Source organism: Leucobacter faecis, from assembly GCF_054456635.2.
The window spans coordinates 1-23,887 of record NZ_JBTJEP020000026.1 but is presented as its reverse complement, the minus strand read 5'-3'; the positions used below and the strand labels follow the sequence as shown (position 1 = coordinate 23,887).

General features: G+C 60.1%; 18 protein-coding genes and 1 pseudogene. 12 read left to right on the top strand and 7 right to left on the bottom strand.

What is annotated here, in order from left to right; genetic code table 11:
• Window positions 1-153 precede the first annotated feature (153 nt).
• Window positions 154-2,883, bottom strand: coding sequence for a response regulator transcription factor (locus ACXR2T_RS14865; RefSeq protein ID WP_458840258.1), 2,730 nt, complete (start codon window positions 2,881-2,883; stop codon window positions 154-156).
• 240 nt (window positions 2,884-3,123) lie between these two features.
• Here ACXR2T_RS14865 and ACXR2T_RS14860 point away from each other — a divergent pair, with 240 nt between their 5' ends.
• Window positions 3,124-3,699: a chlorite dismutase family protein gene (locus tag ACXR2T_RS14860; protein ID WP_458840256.1), complete on the top strand. Its 576-nt coding sequence runs from the start codon at window positions 3,124-3,126 to the stop codon at window positions 3,697-3,699.
• 41 nt (window positions 3,700-3,740) lie between these two features.
• Here the strand turns inward: ACXR2T_RS14860 and ACXR2T_RS14855 are convergent, their stop codons facing one another.
• Window positions 3,741-5,030 carry a hypothetical protein gene (locus ACXR2T_RS14855; RefSeq protein WP_458840254.1) on the bottom strand — a complete coding sequence of 430 codons (1,290 nt, stop codon included), beginning with the start codon at window positions 5,028-5,030 and terminating at the stop codon, window positions 3,741-3,743.
• A gap of 178 nt (window positions 5,031-5,208) precedes the next feature.
• Between ACXR2T_RS14855 and ACXR2T_RS14850 the strand changes: the two genes are divergently transcribed.
• From ACXR2T_RS14850 to ACXR2T_RS14820, 7 genes are all read left to right on the top strand, one after another.
• Window positions 5,209-6,690, top strand: coding sequence for a sugar transferase (locus ACXR2T_RS14850; RefSeq protein WP_458840252.1), 1,482 nt, complete (start codon window positions 5,209-5,211; stop codon window positions 6,688-6,690).
• A gap of 66 nt (window positions 6,691-6,756) precedes the next feature.
• Entirely contained in the window at window positions 6,757-7,668 is a 912-nt protein-coding gene (locus ACXR2T_RS14845; protein WP_458813060.1) for a glycosyltransferase, read from the top strand.
• Window positions 7,669-7,673: 5 nt separating this feature from the next.
• Window positions 7,674-8,648, top strand: a complete 975-nt coding sequence (locus tag ACXR2T_RS14840) for a glycosyltransferase (RefSeq protein ID WP_458840285.1) — start codon at window positions 7,674-7,676, stop codon at window positions 8,646-8,648.
• Window positions 8,648-9,952 carry a UDP-glucose dehydrogenase family protein gene (locus ACXR2T_RS14835; protein WP_458840251.1) on the top strand — a complete coding sequence of 435 codons (1,305 nt, stop codon included), beginning with the start codon at window positions 8,648-8,650 and terminating at the stop codon, window positions 9,950-9,952. Before ACXR2T_RS14840 ends, ACXR2T_RS14835 begins: the two co-directional genes overlap by 1 nt.
• 60 nt (window positions 9,953-10,012) lie before the next feature.
• Window positions 10,013-10,882, top strand: a complete 870-nt coding sequence (locus ACXR2T_RS14830; RefSeq protein WP_458813144.1) for an ABC transporter permease — start codon at window positions 10,013-10,015, stop codon at window positions 10,880-10,882.
• A gap of 52 nt (window positions 10,883-10,934) precedes the next feature.
• Window positions 10,935-11,615, top strand: a complete 681-nt coding sequence (locus ACXR2T_RS14825) for an ABC transporter ATP-binding protein (RefSeq protein ID WP_458813064.1) — start codon at window positions 10,935-10,937, stop codon at window positions 11,613-11,615.
• Window positions 11,616-11,619: 4 nt separating this feature from the next.
• Entirely contained in the window at window positions 11,620-12,657 is a 1,038-nt protein-coding gene (locus ACXR2T_RS14820) for a CDP-glycerol glycerophosphotransferase family protein (protein WP_458840250.1), read from the top strand.
• Window positions 12,658-12,753: 96 nt separating this feature from the next.
• Here the strand turns inward: ACXR2T_RS14820 and ACXR2T_RS14815 are convergent, their stop codons facing one another.
• Complete coding sequence (locus ACXR2T_RS14815; RefSeq protein ID WP_458840248.1) at window positions 12,754-13,629, bottom strand: GT-D fold domain-containing glycosyltransferase; 876 nt, start codon at window positions 13,627-13,629, stop codon at window positions 12,754-12,756.
• On the bottom strand, window positions 13,630-15,909 hold the full coding sequence (locus ACXR2T_RS14810) for a bifunctional glycosyltransferase/CDP-glycerol:glycerophosphate glycerophosphotransferase (protein WP_458840247.1): 2,280 nt from the start codon (window positions 15,907-15,909) through the stop codon (window positions 13,630-13,632).
• A gap of 284 nt (window positions 15,910-16,193) precedes the next feature.
• On the opposite strand from ACXR2T_RS14810, the pseudogene ACXR2T_RS14805 reads away from it, so the two are divergent.
• Both ACXR2T_RS14805 and ACXR2T_RS14800 read left to right on the top strand, forming a co-directional pair.
• Window positions 16,194-17,090 (top strand): annotated as a pseudogene (locus tag ACXR2T_RS14805) (IS5 family transposase).
• Window positions 17,091-17,626: 536 nt separating this feature from the next.
• Window positions 17,627-18,724, top strand: a complete 1,098-nt coding sequence (locus tag ACXR2T_RS14800; protein ID WP_458813072.1) for an LCP family protein — start codon at window positions 17,627-17,629, stop codon at window positions 18,722-18,724.
• On the opposite strand, the gene ACXR2T_RS14795 is transcribed toward ACXR2T_RS14800, so the two are convergent.
• The 3 genes from ACXR2T_RS14795 to ACXR2T_RS14785 form a co-directional block, all read right to left on the bottom strand.
• The gene (locus tag ACXR2T_RS14795; protein ID WP_458840245.1) at window positions 18,672-19,160 is read right to left on the bottom strand and encodes a VanZ family protein; all 489 of its coding nucleotides are present in this window, start codon (window positions 19,158-19,160) and stop codon (window positions 18,672-18,674) included. The two genes, ACXR2T_RS14800 and ACXR2T_RS14795, sit on opposite strands and share 53 nt — an antisense overlap.
• 15 nt (window positions 19,161-19,175) lie before the next feature.
• Complete coding sequence (gene ccsB, locus ACXR2T_RS14790) at window positions 19,176-20,105, bottom strand: c-type cytochrome biogenesis protein CcsB (protein ID WP_458813146.1); 930 nt, start codon at window positions 20,103-20,105, stop codon at window positions 19,176-19,178.
• A 118-nt stretch (window positions 20,106-20,223) separates the two neighbouring features.
• The gene (locus tag ACXR2T_RS14785; RefSeq protein WP_458840243.1) at window positions 20,224-20,610 is read right to left on the bottom strand and encodes a hypothetical protein; all 387 of its coding nucleotides are present in this window, start codon (window positions 20,608-20,610) and stop codon (window positions 20,224-20,226) included.
• 95 nt (window positions 20,611-20,705) lie between these two features.
• Here ACXR2T_RS14785 and ACXR2T_RS14780 point away from each other — a divergent pair, with 95 nt between their 5' ends.
• Window positions 20,706-21,719, top strand: coding sequence for an oxygenase MpaB family protein (locus tag ACXR2T_RS14780; RefSeq protein ID WP_458840242.1), 1,014 nt, complete (start codon window positions 20,706-20,708; stop codon window positions 21,717-21,719).
• Window positions 21,720-21,733: 14 nt separating this feature from the next.
• Window positions 21,734-23,677, top strand: coding sequence for a glycerophosphoryl diester phosphodiesterase membrane domain-containing protein (locus tag ACXR2T_RS14775; protein WP_458840241.1), 1,944 nt, complete (start codon window positions 21,734-21,736; stop codon window positions 23,675-23,677).
• The last annotated feature ends 210 nt before the right edge of the window (window positions 23,678-23,887 follow it).

Sequence of the window (23,887 nt, the reverse complement as noted above, 5' to 3'; positions counted from 1 at the left end):
CGTTTGATGAGGCCAGGCTACGAGCGACGGTGGTGCCAACCAGGGCGAAATACGCAACTCTTACGCAGGGGTCACGCAGCGGCCGCGCGCACCGGCCTCGCACGGGGCCCGCACCCGGGGTGCAGCCCACCCCGGGTACGCATGTTTACACGCTCACCAGGTTTGATGTTCGCGGCGAAACCACTGCCGCAGTTCGTCGCGCCCACCCACCCGCAGCTTGGTGAACACGTGCCGCAGGTGGGTGTCGACGGTGCGCACCGAGAGGTGAAACTGTTCGGCGATCCAACGGCTTGAGTATCCAAGGGCGGCGAACAGTGCGATCTCGCGTTCGCGTGCCGAGAGCTCGTCGGTGGCGGGCAGCGGCATCCACACGCCCAGCTCGGTGAGTGCGCGCGCCGACGGGCTCTCCCAAGCGGTGACCCCCGCCGCGATGTCTTCGCAGTGTGCGAGTATCGCCGCCGACATGGGCGGCTCGATCACGGCGGCGAGCGCTCTGATGCGCGTGAGGTACTGCACGGCTTCGTCTCGATCGGCGACTGCGACCTGGTGCAGCGCGAGCAGTTCGACCGTCGCGAGGTCTTGGCCTCGCGCCCACGCAGCGAGCTGCAACCCAAACTGTGCGGCGCCGTCGTCGGTGTTCCACTGCCGCGCGCGCAGCGTCATAACGCGCACGAAGCCCGCAACCGTTTGGGCGGGCCCCGGCCGGTGCACCTCGGCTGAACGAATCGCTCGGCGACTCTCTTCTTTCTCACCGAGGGCGGCAAGCGCTAGGGAGTGGGCGGCAAGCCCGAGGCTGAGCAGGCCGTGTGGGTCATGGCGGGTGAGCCGGTCAACTACGCGTTCGCCGCGCTGCGCGGCGAGCCGCCACTTGCCGTCGGCGAGACTCATGAGGGCCGCGGCAACCTCTGCGAGCCCGGTAAACGCGGTGTCGTGCTGTGCTTCTTCGAGCATCAGCGCGAGCCGATATCGCGCGGCCTCTGCGGCACCACACGCCCAGAACGTTAAGAAGCTACTGAACTGCAGCACCTCCACGAGCTCCGCCTGCGGTTTTTCTCCGATCGTCGCGTACGAACTGGCCTGGTCTGCGATGCGCAGCGCGTCTGAGAACTGGCCGCGCTGGCACAGCAGCAGGGACGATACGAGCCTCGCGCTGCCGCGCTCCCACTCCACACGCATCGACGCCACCGCACCGGGGTGCGGCAGATAGTCTTCAGCTTCGCGTAACTTGCCGAGCGACGCGAGCAGGAGCGCGTGAGCGCCCCGCACCGCTGCGAGCTTCGCGTCGCTCCCCTCCGCTGTCACGCCGTCGCCCGCGACGCGTTCGCCCAGGTCGGCCAGCTGTGCGAGCGCGCGCTGTGGGTCTCCCAGGTCAAACGCGTAGTGGTCGATGAGCTGCAGCTCGAGCCTGATCCGGAGCATCGAGGATTCGCCCGCCGAGCGCCGCAGCCGGTCGAGGGCCTCGCGCACGTCGTCCCATGAGCGCTCGAGCACCGCGTACTCGCCCGCGGCACGCGCCGTGGTGACGAGCTGCAGGGTGGCTGCGGCAAACTGGTTCGTCGTGGCGTCGGGGTGGGTGAGCAGGGCGCGAGCGGTGCGTAGCCGCAGGCTCGGTTCGAGCACGTGGGCGTGCTCGTCGAGCGTTTCAGACAGCCACTCAGCGGGCAGCGGCCTGCCCGCGTCGAGCCCCAAGCGCACCAGGCGTACGAGCAGGTCGTGGCGGCGGTGCGCGGCGGGTCCGTTGAGGCTCTCGCTTAACGCGTCGAACAGTCTGCTGCTGATCGCGCTCGCTCGCTCGGTCGTCATTTGCTCGCGCACTGCAGCCGCGAGCAGCTTGTGGCTCAGACTCAGCTGCGTGCCCCGGCCGTGTTGATGCTGCTCTTTGACAAGCCCGCGGGAGCGCAGCCGCGAGAGGCTTCCCGGGTCAATTTCGCGCACGAGCTTGCTCTCGCCGACCGGCTCAACGAGCGCGATCAGCTCGAGGGTGCGCAGTTCTTGATCGCTGCACAGCTCTTGCAGATAGTCCCAAATCTCGCGCGGCACGAGCTCGGGGCCCGGCAGTTCATAACCCACACCGCGGCTGCGACCGATGTGCCCCTCGCGGTCGAGGGCGAGCGCCAGCAGCATGAGCGAGAGGGCGTTACCTTCGGTGAGCTGGTACCACCTACGCAGGCTGTGATACTCAATGTGTTCGACACCGAGCAGCCGGTTCAAGTAGCGGTGGCTCTGCTGCATCGTGAGTGGCGCGACGGTGACCACGTGGGCACGCGCGTCACTCGATAGGTGCGCGGCCGCCCCGCTGAGCCCGTGGGCCGTGGCGATAAGGCGCACGCCGGTGATGTTCATCACCCTGCCAATGAGGCAAGTGAGCTGCGGCGAGTATCGGTCAATGCCCTGCACAAGCAGCACCGGATCGCCCCGGCCCGGGTCATTCGCGATATCTGTGACTGTGTCGATGAGCTGCTCGGCGAACCGCTCGCTACTGTGCTCGTCGTCTTCGTCGAGGTGCACCGCAAAGTGGCCGAGCGTCTCTGGCACCCCAAAGTGTGAGGCGATCGTCGACAGCGGGTTTGAGGGGGCGATGAGCGAGATCAGTTCGAGCGCTTGGGAAGGCTGGTCGGGTGCGTGGTGGGACGTTGCGCTCTCGCTCGCGCTTTGGCTCGCGCTTTGTCCCAGCTGCTGCGAGAGTGTTTCGACCGCGTCTTGGGCGAGCCTGCGCTTACCCGCGCCCGATTCACCGACGAGCAGCACGATACTGCCTGGTGGAGCGAGGAGGTCGACGACCCGTTGCAGCCGCTCGGGGGTTGTGTGCTCGACCGAGCCTTCTCCGACAAATGGGAACGTGCCCGCGCCTACTTCTAACGCACTGAGATGAACAAATTCCATGACTGACTCCCCTGGACGCCAGTCAGCCCCCCAACCACCGAAAGTCCTCATATGTTTTGTAACACTGCCTGCTCTTACAAGCAGTGCGTGATTGCCACGTAAGTAAGCTTGCGTCCAAAATTACGAAACGTCAACAATGAAACCAAAAATGACCATCAAATGTGATATGCCTGGCCTAAAGAGCTCTTTCCGTTGCTCATCCCCTTGCCAAGCCAAGCGCGAGGGGCCACGATGAGTGTTATGAGCGCACTCAACGGTGATCACGCAGCGGCTACTGAATCAGACTTCGCAGACCGAGAAGGTCCCGCCCCAAGCTATTCGCTGTTCGCGGCGTTTCGTGTCAGCTCGACCCACCCGTTTGTCTTGGACGGCCGCGATGTGCCGGGGCTCGTGCAAGAAATCGAAGACGTTGTTGAGATGTTGGCGGCTGAAGACGTTTCTGTGCGCGGCTGGTACGACGTGAGCGGCATGCACCACGACGCCGATCTGCTCGTGTGGCTGCACGGCGAGGCGGCCGAAGACCTGCAGTGGGGCATACGTGAGCTGCGTCGCACGTCGATCATTAGCCCCCTGATCCGGGTGTCGAGTGCGCTGGGATTTCATGCAGCCGACGGCCTTGCCACGCCGGCCGGTGCCGTGCGTGTCAACACGGTGCCGCAGCAGTGGCTAGCGGTGACGCAGCAGGGCCCGCTAAACCTCGAGATACTCGAGGCCGATGACCTTGCCGATCTGGCGCCGCAGCTGCGCGGCATTAGCGCACAGTTTCGCGCTGGCCGTTTCGTCGAGCCCGTCGAGATCATCGAGGTGTTGCAGTAGATCACTCGCGTTACCGCGCCAGCCCATCCGGCACGACGGGGCTAAAAAATGCTGCCGTCACCGCCGCCATCGGCATTACCCTCAGGTGTCTCGGGCGGGGGCTCAACCGGCGGGGGCGGCGGAGGCGCTGTCTCTTCTTGCCTGCGTCGTTCTTCTTCTTGCCGAGCGGCTTCCTCCGCCGCCAAACGTGCGGCCTCCTCAGCGGCCAGGCGCGCTGCTTCTTCTGAGGCGGCCTGCTCAGCGGCCAACTGCTCAGCGGCCTTCTGCTCCGTCACGTACGTGGTTGCAGCGGAAACAAACGCCTCCACACGCGCGAGAGTCACGACCGACCTCGACTCGCTAGTCAGTGTCATGACGGTCGCCGGGTCCACACCTGTCGCGCCTGTCAGACGCACCACTGCACCGTCGGCGCCGCGCGCGAATTCAGTGGCCGCTACGGTCTCTGCGGCCTCGAGTGCCGTGTCTTGAACCGCGGCTCGTCGCGCATCCAGTTCGGGGTCGGCTTCGAGGAGCCCGCCTTCTGGAGGTTGCTCGACCTGTATCATGACCTTGGCAGATTGGGGTGCCGTGCTCGCGACCGTGTCGACTGCCTTCAGCCCACCGGCAACGGCCTTATCAAGCTGCTTCAACTGCTCATTGCGTTTGCTAAGCGATTGTTGTGATTCAGCAACGTGTGCAGATGCTTCCTCGTGCCGAGTTTTTGCGTCCTCAAGCACTTCGCGTGTGACGGTTGACTCAAGCTTTGGCGGGTCAGCATTCACAAAGGTCAAATCGGCGACCTCGCCCACAGTGAAAGGGGTGACAGCAAACCAGGTGACTGGGTTAAGCTCTTCGCCCTCTTTCAGCTCGTTTGCGATCACCGCCATGGCTCCCGCCTTTGACATCGCACCCGCTTCGTCAAGCACGGTTGTAATGTTGGCTGCTGCATCTGCCAGCTCGGTCGCTACGGATTTCGGCACAATGGCAGAGTCTGCTTTTGCGAGTGCACTAAACCGCACCGCCAGCGATGCCGCTTCTTGCTGTTGAAGATATAGCAGCACCTCTGCCGCGTCACGTTCGACTTCACTGCGACCAAATTCGTTCTCGAGCTGGGAGGTTTCGTGTACCACCTGCCCGTATTTGCCGGCGTCGAGCGCATAGAGGTATTGCGGCGCGGCGACGCCTGCGACGATCAGCGCAACCGCCACGCTGCCCAAGGCAATCATGAGCGTACGCCCAGACCACAGGCCTGAACTTCGACGCGTTGCGCTACCGGGCAGCAAACGCCGATCAAAACCGGGGGTCACAAAGTCCAGCCCATCCGGGTTTTGCGTTTCGTTTTCTTCAACCATGTAATGCTTAAGTGTCGCGTTTCTGCGCAACCTCACTAATACTAGTCGCATCTATCTACGCAGGCGCTCGCTAACGGAATGCCTGCGACGGCGACCAAAGTCTGGCACCGCGATAGTTCATCCTGATGCGCTCTGGGAGGGATTCAGGGCATATAATATCTGCGGCCATATATTTCTTATGCAATTTTGGTGTCTTGGCACTCACGGTGCGATATTCATCCAATTGTTTTCAAGGAGCGTCATCGCTGCGACTGAACCCGCCTGGGAAAAGCGTTACTCACGCAAGCTTTTCTGGACGGATTTTGCGGTGTTGCTTGTGGCATGTGCCGCCCCATATGCTCTGACGCTACTTGTAGCTGACTTGTCTGCGGTAGCAGTTCGTCAGTCTGCGATCATCTCAATCGTCTTGTTCGTGCTGTGGTCGTTTTCACTCACAGGTTTCGATACGCGCAGCCCCGCCGTTTTTGGTACTGGGCCAGACGAGTACAAGCGCGTCATTAACGCCACCGTGATTTCCTTTGGCCTCGCGGCGATCCTCCTCGTTGCTACCGGGCCACAAGAATTTCGCACCGAAACGGTCTTCTTCACCTTTCTGAGCGGTCTCTTCTTGGTTGTACTCGGTCGTTGGGTGTGGCGCAAACGGCTTCACAGCCAACGCCGTCGCAGCAAAAATGTCTACCGCACCCTGATCGTGGGGTCCCCCGGTCATGCTGCCCAGATGGTGCAGCAACTTCGTGCGAACCCGCTCACCGGATTCCATCTCGTCGGCGCCATTTCTAAAGAAGATGTGGGCGCAGAGGTCGCGCCCGGCCTCACCATTCTGGCGACTTACGACGATCTCGTAGAAACAGTCAATAGTCACGACATCGACACGGTGATCATCACCAGTGCCAGGTCTCTGACACCACGGCGCGTGCGCCGCATGAGCTGGGAGCTCGAGAGCAGTCATGTCGACCTCATCGTCGCAGCTTCGCTCACCGATGTTGCTGGCCCCCGCATTCACGTTCGCCCGGTAGCAGGGTTGCCGCTCATTCACGTCGAACAACCAGAGTTCACGGGCTGGCGTTACTACGCCAAGCGGTTCTTTGACCTCGTGGTGGCAACCGTGATGCTGGTGCCCTCACTCGTTGTCATGCTGTTGCTTGCGGTGCTCGTACGTATCGAGACGCCCGGGCCCGTCTTGTTTCGTCAGGTGCGTCTTGGCATCGACGGTAAACCGTTCACTATGTATAAGCTGCGTTCAATGCGCACGTCTGCCGAGAACGAACTGCCTGGACTCCTCGACAAGTCAGACGGCAACGGGCACCTCTTCAAGCTCAAAGCCGACCCTCGCGTGACGCGGGTGGGGCATTTCATGCGAGCGCACAGCCTTGATGAGCTCCCCCAACTCTTCAACGTGTTTCGAGGTGACATGTCGATGGTCGGGCCGCGGCCGCCGCTGCAACGCGAAGTCGACGAATATGACGAGTGGGTAAGCCGGCGGCTACTGGTGCGGCCGGGCATTAGTGGGCTGTGGCAGGTCAGCGGGCGCAGCAACCTCTCGTGGGAGGAAAGTGTGCGCCTCGACCTGTTCTACGTTGAAAACTGGTCCATTACTGGCGATCTACTTATTCTGTGGCGCACTCTGCGCGCCGTCGTAAAATCTGAGGGGGCCTACTAACTCGTGGTATCGATAGAGATCCCCAGCCTGCGCTCTTACTTTGAGGCACCGCGTAAACGCTTACTGTTGGTCGCCTCGACTGGCGGGCACCTGTCTCAGTTGGTGCGTCTCGCCGAGCGCGAAAACGCGGCGGACGATTCAGTCTGGGTCACGTTTGATTCACCTCAAAGCCGATCGATGCTGCGCGGCAAACGCGTACTCTGGGTCGATTACATCGCTCCTCGCGATTTGCGCGGCACGGTCAAGGCTTACCGCCATATTTCAGCCAACCTCAATCCCAGAGACTTTGATGGGGTGCTATCGACCGGCGCGGCTGTTGCCGTAGCAGGGCTTGCTTGGGCCAGACGACACTATGTTCCCGCCGTATACGTTGAAAGCGTCTCGCGTACCGACGGGCCCTCACTCACCGGCCGCATCGTGCAGAAGCTGCGCCTCGCCGAGCTCTACACGCAACACGCCTCCTGGGCTAGCGCGAAGTGGCAGCTCACCCCATCGGTGTTGAACGATTTCGCCGCTGACACGCCACGGCCCCTGTCAGGTGAACGAGCTGGACTGAAGGTGCTCGTGACTCTCGGCACGATCAAGCCCTACCGCTTCGATAGCGTGGTCGATCGTTTGGTTGACATCACCGGTCCTGAAGACGAAATCGTGTGGCAGCTGGGTGAGACCTCGCGCTCGGGCCTACAGGGCCGTTCACACGATCTCATGCCTGCTGACCAACTCCTCGCAGAGGCCAAAGCGGCCGACGTCGTCGTCACGCACTCGGGCGTCGGCACCATTCTGCAGATGCTCGATAGTGGTATCTCGCCTGTCGTGGTGCCTCGATTGAAAGAACGCGGCGAACACATCGACGACCACCAGTTGCAAATTTGGCGGTTACTCGATGAGGCTGGCATCGGGTCTCCCGTGCAGGTGCAAGATCTGTCGCGCGACACCCTCACGTCTGCGGCAAGTAAACGGGTACGGGTGCTGTCGTGAGCGGCATGTTTGTCAGCTGGACTCGCTCGAATGGTCGCACCGAAGACCTTGCGGGTGCGCTCGGACTTTCGACCGAGTTTCTGTTTCGACGCAGCCGCTTCGGGCTGTTGGGGCGTTACGTTCACCAGGCACGCGCCACGCGGCAGGCCATCAGACGAGCAGCCCCGTCCTCGGTCATGCTCATGTTGCCACCGGCCCCCGCGCTGTGGGCGCTTCGCGGCGTTCTCGCGCGTGACACCCCGCTCGTCGCTGATCTGCACACCGGGTTCTTCCTCGACCCAAAGTGGACTTGGGCTACGCGGCTGTCACTGGCATCCCTTCGCCGTCACGGCGGCATCGCGATCGTCACCAATAACCATCTGGCTCAGGTGTGCCGTCGGCAGGGCGTCGAAGCGGTCGTATTGCACGATCTCATTGTGGAGCGCACACCCCAGTCTGCGCAGCATTACCTCCTGTGCCCGGTCAGCTACGCCAACGACGAACCAATCTCAGAGATCTTGCAGGCGGCACGTCTCACCCCCGACGTCGAGTGGCGACTCACGGGGTCAGCTCCCGCGGCGGTTCGCAGTGCGGCGCCCAGCAACGTGACCTTCACCGGGTTTCTTGATGCAGACGAGTTTGATCGTTCTCTCGCAGAAAGCGCCGGTGTGGTCGCGCTCACTACTCGCCCACACACCATGCAGCGTGCGGGGTACGAGGCGTTTAACACGGCCGTGCCGCAGATCACCTCCGACTTCCCTGAGCTGCGAGACTTTTATCGTGATAGCGCTGTGTATGCGACCGCCGATGCACAGTCGATCGCTGCGGCAGCCCGCGAGCTACTCAACCGTCGCGCGTCACTCGTCGAGCGCATTCTCGCGTTACGCCCGCAGCATGTGGCAGAGCAACAGGCGGCTCTCGCGACAGTGCACCAATTCCTGAACACCGGCGCCCCGCTTCGAGCGACCTCGCACCAATCAGAAAGGCGGCCAGCCCGCTAGTGCATGCATCAGTAATTGGTTGCGGCTATCTGGGGGCCGTGCACGCCGCCGCGATGGCTTCGCTCGGCCACCGAGTCATTGGTATCGATTCAGACCGCGCACGTATTGATTCATTGTCTCGTGGTGTGGCCCCGTTCTTTGAGCCGGGACTCGAAGAACTGCTGCAAGCCGGCCTTGCTACTGGCCGACTCTCATTCAGCTCCGACGTCTCCGATGCGGCTGGTGCCGACATGCATTTTGTGTGCGTGGGCACCCCCACGGGCGCCGACGGCGTCGCCGACCTCACCTGGGTCGAAGCTGCCGTCGACGCGCTCCTCCCCCATCTCTTACGAGGCGCAATCGTGGTCGGTAAATCGACCGTGCCCGTCGGTACTGCCGCTCGCCTCTCACCTCGCGTCTCGGCTCGCGGCGGCACCCTGGCATGGAACCCAGAGTTTCTGCGCGAGGGCACAGCTGTGCAAGACACACTCGCACCCGACCGCATTGTGATCGGGGTCGAAACCGGTGACGCTGGCGAACAGGCGGCCACTGTGCTCACGAAGTTCTATGACCCGACTGGCAGTTCTAGCACCCCCTACGTCATCACCGACCTTGCTACTGCAGAGCTTGCCAAAGGCGCCGCGAACGCATTTCTTGCCATGAAGGTCTCGTTTATGAACGCGATGGCCGACCTTGCAGACGCGTCTGGTGCAGACGTCGCAGACCTTGCTGCTGTTCTCGGGCACGACCCCCGCATCGGTCACAGATACCTTGGCGCGGGGATCGGGTTTGGCGGCGGCTGCCTCCCCAAAGACCTGCACGCATTCGTGTCACGCGCTGAGCAGCTCGGGCAAGACACACAGATGGCGATCTTACGTGAGGTTGACGCGATCAACCGTTCGCGCATCGCTCAGGCCACAGCCACTCTGCGCGCCGCTTTGGGCGGCTCGGTCTTGGGGCGACGTATCGCCGTGCTCGGGGCCGCCTTTAAGCCCGACTCAGATGACGTGCGCGATTCACCCGCGCTCGCGATCGCGCTCGAACTACGGGCACAAGGAGCTCATGTAGTCGTCACCGACCCGGCCGCGCTTGATACTGCTCGCACCAAGCACCCTGAGCTTTCGTTCGCTGCCAACTGGCGCGACGCGGCAATGTCGGCCGATGCACTGTTCATTGCGACCGAGTGGCAACAATATCGAGACATTGACCCGACCGAAGCTACCAGTCTGGTAACTTCCCGCCTCGTGTTCGACGGTCGTAACTGCCTCGATCGCGCGAAATGGCGCGCCGCGGGTTGGCAATACATCGGAGTAGGCAGGCGATAGACATTTATTACGCATTAGAAGGTCAGTGGTGCGCGCGCAGAGGAGGTAGCGTTGAGTAACGTGTCTCAAACAGTCTCGACGCCACTCGCGTCAAAATACGTCTCCCCTGGCGCAAGCCGGTGGCTGCTTGACGTGTTTCACTATCGGCATTTGCTGTCGCTGCTGCTCAAAAAGGGCACCACCACCCGCTACTACGGTTCGGTGCTCGGCTGGGCGTGGTCGTACGTTCGGCCGGCCGCCCAGTTCCTGATGTACTTCGTCATGATTGGCTTAGTGCTCAAGGTAGATCGCGGTGTCGACATGTACCCGCTTTACCTGTTCTCTGGCATCGTGCTGCTCAACTTCTTCACCGAAGCAACAAAGGCGGCCACCAACTCGATTACGGGTAACGCTGCCCTCGTCAAGAAGATTTATCTGCCGCGCGAACTGTTTCCCGTTGCCGCGGTGGGCTCGGCGTTCATTCACTTCTTGCCGCAGGTGCTGCTGCTTTTTGTTGTGTGTCTCATCGCGGGCTGGCATTTCGCTTGGACGGGGTTACTTGCGTTTATCGTCGCGATTTTGATCGTGGTGATGTTCACACTCGGCTTGGGGCTTTTCTTTGGCGCGATCAACGTCGCCTACCGTGACGCGAAGAACATCATCGATGTTGCCCTCATGTTTAGCATTTGGATGTCGCCCGTGCTCTACACCCACGAGATGATGCGCGACCTGATACCTGCCTGGCTCTACAACATCTACATGGTCAATCCCATGTCTGTAAGCGTAGAACTGTTTCACCACGCGTTCTGGGGCCAAGTCGTCACTGACACCCGCATGCCCGATTACATGCTCACCAACACTATGGCCGGTGTTGGCATCGCTTTAGGTACGCTGCTCATCGGCCAGGTCGTATTTAGAAGACTGGAGGGCAACTTTGCGCAAGACCTCTGAGGCACGTCCAGACCCCGTAATCATTTTCGATCGGGTGTTCAAGTCTTTCAAGATGCGTAGCGCTCGCTCACTCAAACAGACAGTGCTCGCGAAGGTACGTCGTACTCCTGTAGAGGACAACTTTCAGGCACTGCAGGCGATTAGCTTTGCGGTCTACCCGGGCGAGTCCGTCGCGGTGATGGGGCGCAATGGCTCGGGTAAATCAACCACGCTCAAACTGCTGTCTGGGGTGCTACGCCCGTCATCAGGTGAGATTTACACCGCGGGCCGCATCGCTGGCCTGCTCGAGGTTGGCGCGGGCTTTCACCCAGATCTCACCGGGCGCGAGAACGTGTACTTGAACGCCGCGATCTTAGGTATGACGAAGGCTGAGACCGACGAGCGATTCGACGACATTCTCGCGTTCTCAGAGATCGGCGACTTCATCGACACCGAGGTAAAGCGCTATTCGTCGGGCATGTACGCACGACTCGGCTTTTCTGTCGCGGTTCACGCTGAGCATGATGTGTTGCTCGTCGACGAGGTGTTGTCGGTGGGCGACGCGGAGTTCAGGGCGAAGTGTAGCGCGAAGATGAAGGAACTGCAGGCTTCAGGTAAGACCATGTTCATCGTGAGCCACAGCGCATCACAGGTGCAAGAACTGTGCGACAGAGGCATCGTGCTCGAACGCGGCCAGATGGTGTTCGACGGCCCCATTAAACAGGCCGTCGCCCGCATGAATAAGAAGAAGTAGGTAGATGTCCCGGCAGCTGGAGTCGATTCTGTCGAGGCTTCGTCGCGGGCACGTAGTCACTCGGCTAACGAAGCGGGCAGTACGCGAACTGCAGTCGATCTCAACGACGTTGACGCTGACTGCTAGCCGGCCGCGGCCAGGTCACGCCGCGATCGTGACTCTGAATGCTGACGAAGAAAATGCAACCGTGCAGGCTGTGGTTGAGGGCCAAAATGCAGATACAGAGCGCATCCTCTTCGTTTCGCCAGATCCAGCAGTATCAAGCGAGGCCGTCGCGCGCGCGGCGCGACGGCTCGACTCTGCGCCGCCAACCAACATCGAGTATCGAACTCTCACCTATGGCGCCCTGTTATCGAGTTATCGCGTCAGCGTGAGCACGTTCTCGACGCATGTTCTACTGCCCGGCCGTGACCTCAGCAAGCGCCGCACACACACCCATTTGACGCACGGTAGTGGCCCAAAGCCTGACACGACGTTTCGTGGACCGACAAACGTACTCGCCTCGATCACGCCGCAGTGGGTCGAGCAGCAGCTGCGGGAGTATCAGCTGCCGCCTGATACACCGGTCGTCGAGTATCAGCCGCGTTTAGAGGTGATGCGGCGCGCGGCGACCGACCGTTCGGTCCTGGAGAAGCTCGGCTTCGACCCCTCCCTGAAGCTAACAGTTTGGGCGCCGACGTATCGTTCCATAGTGCGTGCGGGCGGCGAAGTACGCGTGAGCGGTGTACCTTTTACCGACACCGACTATTGGGGGCCACGAGTAGCGGCTTTGGTGCAAGACGTAGAGCAGCGCGGGCACACCTTCGTGGCTAAGGTGCACCCGCACGACGCCGATTCGCTACGTCATTTTGGCGTGTTCACGTTCAAGAACACCGATCTAAGTAAACTCGATGTCTCTCCTTACGAGCTCTTCGGCGTGGCAGACAATCTCATTACCGACTATTCGAGCATCTACGCAGAGCGCGAATACCTCGGCCTACCGTTCGCGTGTTGGGCCCCAGACGAACGCGACTTCAACGCAGGCTATCGCGGGTTTCGGTGAGTTCGCAGGATCCTGTATTTAGACAAACCCTCTGGCGTACGTAGTTCGTGGCAGACAAGCTCGCTCCTGGAGGGCATTCAATGTGATCTGCCGCGGTTAAACCTTGGTGACACTCTTATGTTCAGGCCATGCGCCACCAAGAAATATATTCTCATAACTGTCGCTAATATGGCCGATGTCAATAGCTCTCCGCCCACGTTTCGCAATTCTGTTGGCCACGACCGTACCCGCCGCGCCGAGGCTAACCAAAAACAAATCTGCCTTGTCCTGATTTGCAATATCCACGATACGATCGACATCTGATATTGCGTTGACAGGAAGTGATTCAATTGCAGGGCCTACGGTGCAGTTATCAAACAATTCCGGCATCAGATTAAATCTAGATCCCTTACCAGTGATAATAGTCACGCGCTGGCCGCTCCAGATCTCACGCCAAGCTTCGACTCCCTCCTGCCCAGTCAGCTCGAAGAAAATTGGCCTACTGACATGACTGTTCCCATAACGTTCGTGCTTAGATACTAGGGGCGAAAGTTGACCCCATAGGTCGCACCACACATTCGACCAATGTAAATCACGAAAAACATGAGGAAATCCTAATAGCAGTCCCTCCGCAGGAGATTCAAGAACGTCTCTCAGGGAATTAGACACCAAAGGGGAGTTGGATTGAAACTTGAGCTTATAATCCGACCGCAACATCAGTTTTAGCTCCCCATCGCCGAACCTTGCGAAACTAAGTCCTTCATCACGAATGACGCGAAGAGTATCACCGAAAGAAAGTTGTCGTTCTTCTGCAAAACGACTGACATCATCAAGAATTGGCGCCGACTGCGCCAGCCTTATTACGTCCTGGTTACGCCTATTGGCTGTAGCTTCCCAAAGAATCTTCCTATGTATATCTAATATTTGTGCTTGGGTCTCAGCTTGCTTCTCGGCAAGATTGAGCAGCTTCGACAATTCGTCGTCGACCATCATTCAGCTCTCGCTTGTTCCTTCCGCCCGCTTGACTAGGGGCTGAAATCCTTGACTCATGGAATCTTCTATGCCTCGAGAGCGCTCTCCTTTTTGTAGAACTTCGCTGACCACGGTAAGCAGATCGGCTTCCGAGCTGTATGCGTATCTATTCTTCAAGAATTCATATTGTTCGTTGAATTCAAGACCTCGAACTTTCAACAAAAGTTCCTCAAAACTAGAGGTCACAGTGTGATTCAGGTCATTCCAAATATCCTTATAGGTGCCTCGATACTCTTCATAGAGATCTTGATCGGGCGCGTACATTAAAAACGGAATATCAATAGACAACGCATCAAATACAACTGAGGAATAATCAGAAATCACGACATCGCTAATCAAAAGCAGATTCTGTATATTTGTCTTGCTTGCATCAATGCAACGATAGTTTCGAGACTTGAAGCTGCTTGATATGTAACCGTGATCATGGAACAAAATAACGTAGTCATCTCCGAGACTTCTCGCTAACTTGTCCACATCCAAAACATAGTTGTAGTCACCTTTGCCAGGCTTGGCACCATAGTTATAATCTCTCCAAGTCGGCGCATATAACAGCACTTTCTTATCAGTGCATTTGTCCAACCCAACCCAGTCACGAATATTTTGCTTGTCCGGAGAATTGCGACTGGGATCAGAATCAATTAGAAACTTCACACGTGGATAGCCGGCTTGAACGACTTGTGATTGCCTCAGCTGAAACGCAGTTAGGAGCTTCTCACTACCAGCTTTACTGTCCGTAACCAAATAGTCCCAGCGTTGAATGTCTGAGAACTTATTGTTCTTGTTCTTGCGGTTCCTCCACGCAATTTTTCGTTCATGGGTATCAAATAGAAGTCTCTTAATGGGCGTACCATGCCACAGTTGGATCCAAGTCGAATTCTCATGCTTGCGTACTTGTGGCGGAACCCAGGATTCCGCAATAACAACTTCGCTTCTGGCTAAATACTCGTTCGTAGCCAGGAGTCCTGGACTTAGGCGATGATTCGCAGGAACCCTTTTATCTGATGTCACAAACTTGATTGTCAGATTTGAAAAGCGTGGATCTACAATCATTTCCTCGAACAGGTACCGGGAATTCCCCTGATACTTAAAGTCGAATCCGAGAAAAGTAATAGACCCGCACTTTACTGGTTTCTTCAGAACCGCATCCAAGCGCGCAGACCATATGCTTTGCCGAGAATTGCGGTCTTTCCAAACCCGCAATTTTATCTTTAGTCTTTTGAGTACCGGATGCGCACGATGCTGAGCCGTCACAAGCATTTCAAACAAGAACACTCGCTGCTTCTCAAACACCCTCAATTTGTCTGAGAGCCTGAATAGCCGATTGCTTGAGGTGTCAGCGCGTGGAGCAAGATCCGCTTCATGCAAAGTTCTGGTGAATTCTTTTGCATACGATCGCCTTAAGCTGACTGGAACTCTTGTCCAATAGTAATTGGCGAATTTTCGAGTGTGATACGCGGCCAAATAGGTTCTAGCGTGAGGACTTCGCCACGTATTCCCAGTGAAGGATGCACGAATCGCATGAATATGATCCCGATAGTGTTTGTCTGTTCGCACATGTGACCGAGTGGTCGAAGTAGGGTTCGGTGTAAGTGCATACAGCGGGGCATGCACCAATGAGACAATGTTCGCTGATCGAATTACCGTGGCAAGAAATGGATTATCTTCATAGATTCTCCCTTCTTCGAATTTTGCGCCTGAGTTAGCCAGGAATGATCGCCTGTATAGATTCGACCAGGCATACAAATTTTTGACTCGAAGTAGTTCCTCGCATTCGCTACCCACAAGTCTTGGTTTATGCCAAAAAGGGTCTGTGTTGTAATAGTTGAATACGATCTCTTCGGGTTCCAAAGGAGCGGGGTCGCCAAGCTTCCAGTCAAAATGGACAAGGTCCGCGTTATCTGCGATACCACGCTCGAGAGTCATCTGTAGCAATGTTGGTTCAATAAAATCGTCGGCATCGACAAAGAGAATCCACTCACCACGACACATTGACATCGCAAGGTTTCTCGCAACACCCTGGCCTTGGTTGACTTGATCAACCGAGGTGAAGTTTCCGTACTTGAGTGAGTACTCTTCGAGTATCGACCAGCTTGTGTCAACAGAGCCATCGTTCACAGCGATAACTTCAAAGTTCGTGTACGTCTGTTGATAGACCGAATTTAAACATCTTCTTAAGTAGTCTTCACAGTTAAAGACAGGAATGACAATACTTACGAGAGGGGTGACTGGAGAAGTAACCACAGAAATAGTAGACTCCGGAAAAAATTAATCAAGCTTGTTCGCTTGGGTTTGGTCATAGGGCCATCAAGGGCCTCAATCGATACAAGATACAAGATTAGCCGTAATTTAAGGCGAACACGCACATTCGTCGAGTTACATCGCTCACTCGGCAGTTTCAACTACAATAAAGTGAATGCGAAAGTGTAAGTTCTCCGTGGCTTCAGCACGGGATGCGGGAGAAATGCAGTATCCCTCACTAGGGCATGTCTCCTAAAGGTCGCGGTGCTTTGTGGAATCGTTGACCTGTGTCACGATTCGCGGTTCTCACGGACTCCCAATGGGACCTGATCGCTCTGCATCTTCCCGGCCCTATGGGGAAGCAGGGTCGCCCTTTTGCTGACGCCCGCACCATGGTCGAAGCCATCATCTACCGCTACCTGTGCGGCATCCCGTGGCGTGATGTTCCCGAGGTGTACGGGCCATGGCAGACCGTGTGGAAATGGCACCGCCGCATGGCCGGCGACGGCACTTGGGATCGCGTCCTCAGCATGTTGACGGCGCAAGCAGATGACGCAGGAATGATGATTGGTCGGAGTCAGTGGACTCCACGATCGCTCGCGCGCATCAACACGCGACCAACATCACGCGCCTAAAAAAGGGATACATCGAATTACAAGAATTTGCGGACGGAACCGCTTGATCACGCCGTAGGGCGCTCTCGTGGTGGCCTGTCTACGAAGATTCACCAACTCGTTGACGGGGCCGGGTTGCCCCTCGTGACGGTGTGTACGGCTGGGCAAGAAGGTGATTCCCCGATGCTCCTGCCTCTGCTGGAAATTTTGCGGGTGGAGCGCCTGGGCAAGGGGCGACCCCGCACTCGCCCGGACGCAGTGTTGTGTGACAAGGCGTATTCGTCACGGGCCACGCGTGAGCATCTACGTGCACGCGGTATCGAGGTGGTAATTCCAGAGCCACAGAAGCAGATTGATAACCGGAAACGGCGCGGCAGAAAGGGCGGCCGGCCACCGAAGCTTAATCAAGACCGCTACCGGAGGCGCAACGCGGTTGAGCGCAGGTTCTGTCACGTGAAGCAGTGGCGCGGGGTCGCGACCCGGTACGACAAGCTATCGCTGATGTACCGGGCCGGGGTGCTCCTCCACGCGGTCATAGCGTGGGCGAGGCATTTAGGAGACATGCCCTAGTCTCCTAGGGTTGATCAATCGAAATCTACGTATATATTTAGTGACCCACTGGCGATTGCCCCATCAGGAAGGATCAGTCCGCCTATCGATGTCGTGGGATCCGGTGTCTACGAAGTCGTGAGGTTTGGTGTCCGTGATATTGCGAGGTTACACACAGGGTCGCCCCACAGACGCTACCAAAAGGGACAGCTAAACTTGTCAACCCAGCCATTTTCAAACGTTACGCATGACAGACACACGCACAGAACTCACAACCTCCATGTACAGCGCTTCGACAGTCGAGGCTCTGAAAGGGTTTCGGTGTCGCAGCGCGCATGACAAACATCACCAAACGTTTTCTCATACGAGCAAGCTTTCACTACCTACACGTCGGCCTCGCGACATCCTCATGAACAAGCGGTTGTATTTAGGTTACTTTCCAAGGAAGACGTAAGGTTTGGGCAGGTACCCTGCCCATTTGGGCTTCGTTTACCAATCGCGATACCCCAGCACCTAGATTCATGCGACCTTTCGTCGCGTTGGGAGATAGAACGTCTATGGTCGAAAACCCATCACCACTTGATCGGCTCCTCGCCGAGGCCGACGCGGCTGAGGCAGCTGCACCTGTAGCACCCCGCAAGAAGCGCAAGGGTCTACGCAACACGTTGATCGTGCTCGGCTCGCTAGTCGTACTGCTGGGAATCGCGGCGGGCATCGGCTACGCCGTGCTTTCAAGTTCTTTCAACAGCATCGAGCGTGTGAGCATTGCGCAAGCTCCCGAACTGAAGCGGCCCGAGGCCGTCGCACCAGAGCCTGGTGAGAAGGCCCCAGTCAACATTTTGCTGCTCGGCTCAGACTCACGCGAGTCGAACGACCCCAATGCTTCTGTAGAAGATCTCGGTAACTTCCGCAGCGACACGATCATGGTCGCCCAGATCTCACCCGACCGCAAGAACGTCACGTTCATGTCGATCATGCGTGACAACTGGGTTGAGATTCAAGGGCACGGCGAAGCGAAGATTAATGCGGCGGTGTCCTTCGGTGGGGTACCACTCGCCGTCAACACCGTTGAGAACTTCGTCGGTGCCCGCATCGATCACGTCGCGCTTGTAAGTTTCGACTCATTCAAGGGCCTCACCGATGCGCTCGGCGGTGTGAAGGTCAATAATTCACAAGAGTTTACTGCCAAGCACGGCGGCCAGACCTTCGCTCAGGGTGAGATCACCCTCGACGGCAAGGACGCGCTGTCGTTCGTACGTGAGCGCTACGCCTTCGCCGACGGCGACTACCAGCGTGCCCGCAATCAGCAGGCTTACCTCAAGGGCGTCATGAAAAAGCTACTCAGCAAAGACACCCTGACTGACGCAAGCAAGATTTCGGGCACCTTTGATGCGCTCAGCCCCTACCTCACGCTTGATGAGGGCCTTACTCTGCCTACCGCAGTAGGCCTGGGATTCGACATGCGCCAACTCAAGTCAGACGGCATGACGTTCTTCACGAGTCCCACCCTCGGCACGGGAACCTCGAGCGACGGGCAGTCGATCGTGGTGCCCGACCAGGCAGCGCTCGAGGGTGTGCGAGCCGCCTTCCGAGACGGCACTCTTAGTGAGTATGCTGCGGGGATTGCAGCCGGGGCTGAGCTGCCACAGCAGTAATTCGGTCGCGGTGAGCGCCAATAAGAGCGCTCACCGCGGCTGCAAGCAGCAAACCAAGCCAGCCACCCGCCGAGTTTGCAACGACGTCGAGCAGCGAGGCGTAACGCGCGGGTAGAAACAGCATCTGTGCGGCCTCAGCCGTCAACGACAGTGCCGGCACGAGCATCGCACACAACACCGTCTTACCCTGCGGTATCAGCAGGTACATGAAGAAGCCCAGCGGCACAAACATGACGATGTTGGCCGTGAACTCAAGCTGCGCATACCCAAACGACGAGGGCACACCAGCGTGGTGCAGCGCATCAAGAAACACCGCGATGACTCCCCGCAACGAACGGTCCACCGGCGTCGGCCAAAGCACAATTAATGCGACGAGTGCCCCCACCGATACGAGCCCTGCGAGGCCAACCCGCTGCCTACGCTGTAGCGTCAACATTCCGCGTCCCAGGGGTTACAGACCCGAGTAGGCGTGCAGTCCTTTGAAGAACACGTTGACGATCGCGAAGTTAAAGATCACGGCGGTGTACGCGATGATCGACAACCACGCCGAGCGAGTGCCGCGCCAGCCGCGCGTCGCGCGCGCGTGAATGAAGCCGGCGTAGAGCACCCAAATCACAAAGGTCCACACTTCCTTCGTGTCCCAGCCCCAGTAACGGCTCCACGCGGCCTCGGCCCAGATCGACCCAGCAATGAGGGTGAAGGTCCAAAACACAAAGCCGATGATCGCGAGGCGGTACGACAGGTCTTCGAGTCGCACGGCAGACGGCATCGTAGCCATGAACTTAAGCCCGGTCGGCTCCCCTGCGGCGTCGCGCGCTTCGCGCCGGTGCTGCATCAGCTGCAGCACCGATAGACCGAACGACAGCGTCAGCACGCCCACGGCGAGCACGGCCACGAGAATGTGAATCACCAGCCAGTACGAGTCGAGCGCCGGCGGCAGCGGCACGATCGAGACGTAGAAGTTGAGCTTGGTGATGCCCAAGAACAGCACGGTCATGCCGGTGACGAGCGCACCCAAGAAGCGTAGGTCGACCACGAACTGCACGACCAAGAACACGAGCACAATGGTGCAGGTCGCGGTGAGCGCAAACTCGTACATGTTGGCCCACGGCACTCGTTCGGCTCCGATACCGCGCAGAATCGTCGCGGCAAGGTGAAACGCGAAGCCCACGACCGTGAGCGAGAAGCCAATGCGTAGCGCCTTAGAACGACGCGGTTTCGCCGCGACGTCGCTCGCTGCTCGCGTGAGTGTGGCGACGCCACCGCCCGCGGCAGCCGAGCTCTCGCGTGCCGTGGCACCGGCCGCAGCTACAGCTGCGTCACCGCTGCGGTTGGCGAGATCGACGGCGTAAAACACAAACGCGATCGAATACACGATCATCGCCGAGTACAGCGCGGTCGTTGACAGGGTTTCAAGCTCGGTCAGCACAGTTTCTCAGAGTAGCCCCCGTCCCTGTGAATGATCCAGGGCACAGCCTGGGGGACGAGCGCCGCGAGCGTTACGAGCGCGGCGACACGACAACCGTGAACTCGAGCGGCTGTATGCCGCCCTGCTCATTGCTCAGCGTCACCGTCGTCTTACCTGCGACGAGCGCGGTGACGCCAGGGTTGAACTCTGCGCTGCCGTCGACTCGCCCCGGCTCGAACGTCGCCACCGAAGCGTCTGAGACCTCACCGGTGTAGCTGTCGACGGCGAGGCTCCCGGTATCGATGTTGAGTGTCTGCCCCACCACGAGATCCACCGTGTCGCCCTGCAGGTCGTTTGCGGCGACTGTCACGGGCGCGATCACATCGCCGCCTATGGGTGCCGTGCTCGGCCCCGCACAGCCCGCGAGGGCCAGGCCCACCAGCAGCGTCGCGACCGCAGCACTCAGTTTGGTTTTCATGGGGCAAGTTTGGCACCCCTGGCGCGCACGAACAAGCACCCGTCACGCTATTGTTGGACCTGATCCAACGCTTTCACGCTACCAACGGAGCAAGCATGTCTCAGCACGATACCCACGGTTCATCAGCCGGCCGCGGCGCAGCCGCCGCTCCCAACGCAGCCGGCGCTCCCAACGCAGCCGGCGCAGCCGCCGCTGCCGCAGCAGGTGTGGGCGGCTGCCCGGTTGCTCACGGCTCGACAACCAGCGGCGGTCAAGGCCCGATCGCCGCGGCCCGAGCGGGCGCCGAAGATGGCGGGTATTTCGGCCCCGGCAGCATCAGCTGGCGGCTGTTTGCTGATCCGTCTTCGAAGCTGGGCGGGGCCGCGGCCGTGCTGTTGCAGTCTCTCAACCCCATGATGATGCGCGTGTTCGAGGGCACGAGCGGCTACGCGACCGACGTCGAAGGCCGCAGCGAACGCACGGGCCGCTACATTGACACGACCGTGTTTGGTGACCGCGCGCACGCCGACGCGGCGGGGGCGGCGGTGCAGCGGCTGCACGCGGCGAGTGTGTGGACCGACCCTCGCACGGGCGAAGAGCTGCGGGCCGACAACGAAGAGTGGCTCGCCTGGACCCACAACTGCGTCATCTATGGTGTGCTGCGCGCCGCCGACGCGTTTGGCCCCACCCTCTCGGTCGCTGAGCAAGACCGCTTCGTACAAGAGCAGCACGAGGCGGCCCGCATCGTGGGCATCACCGACCTCGAGAACCCGCAGCTGCTGCCGCGCACGCGCGCCGAGCTCGACGCCTACATCGACGAAAACAAGGCGTGGATGGCGCTCACCCTGGGAGCGGCCGAGATCAGTCGAGCCCTGCGCGCCCCGGTGCTGCGCGGCAATCCGTTCAAGGTGTGGGCGACGGTCAACGTGCAAGACGGCATTCTTTCGCTCTTGCCCGACTGGGCGCTGCTGCTATTTGGCATCGAGGGGCGCCCCATGAACATGCGCGCCGCAGCCCGCGTCACACGCAGCATCATCGCGAAGGCGCGCGCCGGCAAGTCGAGCGACGAGCTGGTCGCCGAGGTCGCGGCGCGCGTGCAGACCCACCCGTACCGCAAGGTGCGGCGCTAACCCCGGTGCGCGACGTGACACTCGAGACTGCTACCTCGCGGCACGGGCTCTTCGCCGAATACCGGCTGCTGGTGGGCGGTGGCTGGCGCATGCTGCGCGCGGCCGGCTGGCGACTCATCGGGCTGCTGCTCGCGACGCAGCTGATCATTGCGCTCGTCGCACTGCCAGCTCTCGGCTGGCTGTTTCGGCAGGCACTGCGGGCGGGCGGCATGCGCGGTCTCGACCTCGAAGCGCTCCCCTCCCTCACGGGACTGCCCATCACCCTGCTGCTCCTCGTCGTGGTGGTGCTGCTCGCGTTCTGGCTGATCGCGCTGCAGTTCACCTCGATCGTGGTGCTGCTGCGCTGGCCCGGGCTCGGCGCTCGCGCCTTCTGCGCTGAGCTCGGCCGCGTCGCCCGGCAGCTCATGCGGCCCGGCTCGCTGCCACTCATCGCGTACCTGTTTCTGCTGCTGCCGCTCAGCGGATTCGGCTTCACCTCGGCCCTCGCGCAGGGCATCGCGATCCCGTCGTTCATATCGGGCGAGCTGCTCAAGAGCACGTCGAGCACGGTCGCCCTCACGCTGCTCCTCATCACTCTCGCCTGGCTCAATCTACGCCTCGCGCTCACTGTGCCCACGTTCGTGTTGTCGACGGGGCGCCGCTCCGCACGCGCGAGCTGGCGTCTGACCCGCGGCCTGCGCTCCCCCGCCGCGCTCGTGCTCACGGTCACCACCGTCACCCTCGCAGCGGGCGTGGCGGGTCTCGCGCTGCTTATCACCGCGATCGCGCCTACCGCGATCACCGACGCGGTCTGGCCCAGTGCCTCGCCCGTCGTTGCGGCGTTCTCGCTCGCCATCGCGCAGATCGTGGGGGCGGTCATTGCGGGGCTTGCGACCGCCTGGGTCGCGGGCGCGCTCATCTCACGGGTCGAGCTTGCCCGTGCCGAGGCCCCCGCGCTGCTGCCCGAGCAGGTCACATTCGTTCCGGATCCCACCCGCGCTCCCGCACCCCGTGCACCCCAAGTCACAGCTCCCCACCCGGCCGCGGCCGACGAGCCCGCCTCTACCCGGGCCGCGGCCGCCGCGGCACCCGAGGCGGCTGGCTCGCGCGGATCCGGAGCGCGCGCTGCCGTGCTCATCTCAGCGGGCGTGCTCGCCGTGGCGCTCGGCGCCCTGAGCATCGCGCCGCTCACGCAGCTCGCCGGGGCACCCTCGTCGCTCGTGCTCGCGCACCGGGGATTCTCGGGCGGTGGCGTCGAGAACACGATTGGTGGGCTCGACGCGGCGAAGCGCGTGGGCGCAGACCTCGTCGAGATGGACGTGATGCAAACGAAAGACGGTGAGTTCGTCGCGATGCACGACGCTCACCTCGGCAGGCTTGCCGGGATCGACGCTGCAGTGAAAGACCTGACCCTCGACGAGATCACACAGGTCGAGGTGCGTGACCAGTTCGGCCACGCAGATACGGTGCCGAGCTTTGCCGACTATGTGACGCACGCGGCCGAGATCGACATGCCGCTGCTCATCGAGATCAAACTGGGCGGGGCAGACACACCCGATCACGTCGAGCAGCTCGTGGCAGAGCTTGAGACGCTGGGGCTGCTCGAGAACAACATCTACCACTCACTCGACCGCGCGAGTGTGGCCGCGCTCAAACGGTTGCGACCCGACCTGACCGTCGGGTACACGATGGCGTTTGCGGGCGGCGACGTGCCGAGCACCCCCGCTGACTTCATCGTCGTCGAGGAGTGGACCGCGACCGAGAGCATGCAGCAGGCGGCGGAAGGCGCGGGGCTCGGGTTCTTCACGTGGACGGTGAACGAGGAGCCGGGCATACGCGCGCACCTGCGCCGCGGCACCGACGGGATCATCACCGACCACCCCGATATCGCGGTCGCAGCGCGCGCCGAGATGGGCCACGAGACCGGCCTCGCCGACGTGCTCGTCGACGCACTCACACGCTTCGTGACCGTCGTGTGAGTGGGTGCTGCAGTCTAGGTGTGTGGGGGCTACAGACTAGGTGCCTGGGTCAGTAATGCGTTCTGCCCTGTGGCCGCACCCGAGAACAAGTACGACTATGCATCGAAATGACGAGTCGCCACGATAAGTACGCTTTTATCGTGGCGACTCGTCATTTCGGTGCCGACTCGTGTGTAAAGCGATCAGCAACAGCAGTTCATCTCTTCCGGC